This is a genomic window from Streptomyces sp. NPDC033131, from assembly GCF_055578365.1.
Window position 1 is genome coordinate 1 of sequence record NZ_JBVIPA010000121.1, and the last position, 1,436, is coordinate 1,436.

Genomic DNA, 1,436 nt, shown 5'->3' on the forward strand with positions numbered 1-1,436 from the left:
CAATGCCGGTGACTTAGATGCCCTGCGCTCGTTGGTTGTGGTGTGGCGAGGGTGGGGCAGGTCAAGTCGCCTGCGGGCGAGCGTTTGTCGGACCGGATCGCGATCGGGGTGCTGACGCGGGCGTTTCCGCCGGAATTGGTCGACGAGGTGATCGCGGAGACCGGGCGCGGTGAGCAGCGCAGTCGGCTGCTGCCGGCACGCGTGGTGGTGTACTTCGTGCTGGCGATGTGTCTGTTCTTCGGGCAGCCGTATGAGGAGGTCGCGCGGCTGCTGGGCGAGGGGCTGGGGAACCGGGGGCGGTCCTGGCGGGTGCCGACGACTGCCGCGATCGGGCGGGCGCGTCGGCGTCTGGGCGTTGAGCCGTTGAAGATGTTGTTCGCGCGGGTGTGCCGTCCGGTGGCGGTGCCGGAGACGGCGGGTGCCTGGTATCGGCGGTGGCGTCTGGTGGCGGTGGACGGCACGACGTTGGACCTGGCGGACACGGCGGAGAACGACAGCTTCTTCGGCCGCCCGGGCTCGGGGCGGGGGACGGGCGCATTCCCGCAGGCCAGGGTCGTGGCGCTGGCCGAGTGCGGGACGCACGCGGTGTTCGGTGCGGCGGTCGGGCCGCTGTCGGTGAGTGAGCCGGTGCTGTCCCGGCAGCTGTTCACCCGCCTGCGGGCGGGGATGCTGCTGCTGGCCGACCGGGGCTTTTACGGGTTCGAGTTGTGGCAGGCCGCCCGGGCAACCGGCGCGGACCTGCTGTGGCGGATGCGCAAGAGCGCGGCTCTGCCCGTGGTACAGGTCCTGGCCGATGGCTCCTACCTCAGCACAGTCCATGCCGAACCGGACCGCAAGAGCCGCCGCAACCCGGCGGTGGTCCGGGTGATCGAGTACACCCTTGCTGGCAGCGGCGACGCCACCGTCTACCGCCTGCTGACCACCCTGCTCGACCCGGAGCAGGCACCGGCGAAGGAACTGGCCGCGCTCTACGTCCAGCGGTGGGAGATCGAGACCACGCTGGACGAGATCAAGACCCACCAGCGCGGCCCCAAGCTCGTCCTGCGCTCGAGATACCCGTGGGGCGTGGAGCAGGAGATCTACGGCTTCCTCCTGGTGCACCACGCCATCCGGCAGCTGATGCACCAGGCCGCCACCGACCAGGGCCTTGATCCCGACCGCCTGTCCTTCACGCGGTCCCTGCGGATCGTGCGCCGCCAGGTCCCGGCCCAGGCGGCGTTTTCCCCCCGGCAGACTCGCCCGGGCACTGACCCGCACCCTGGCTGAAATCGCCGAACGCCTGCTGCCCCCACGCCGCCACCGAACCTGCCCCCGCGTCATCAAACGCAAGATGTCCAACTGGCCCCTCAAACGGGCCCAGCACCGCAACTGGACACCACCCGCACCGGACACCCTCACCATCACTCGGCGAGACAGAACTTAAGTCACCGGCATTG

The 1,436-nt window shown here is 70.1% G+C and carries 1 protein-coding gene; it reads left to right on the plus strand.

Annotated features, from left to right (window positions below; genetic code table 11):
• The first annotated feature begins 42 nt into the window (after positions 1-42).
• Positions 43-1,266: an IS4 family transposase gene (locus tag ACZ5XS_RS45765; RefSeq protein ID WP_468661643.1), complete on the plus strand. Its 1,224-nt coding sequence runs from the start codon at positions 43-45 to the stop codon at positions 1,264-1,266.
• The last annotated feature ends 170 nt before the right edge of the window (positions 1,267-1,436 follow it).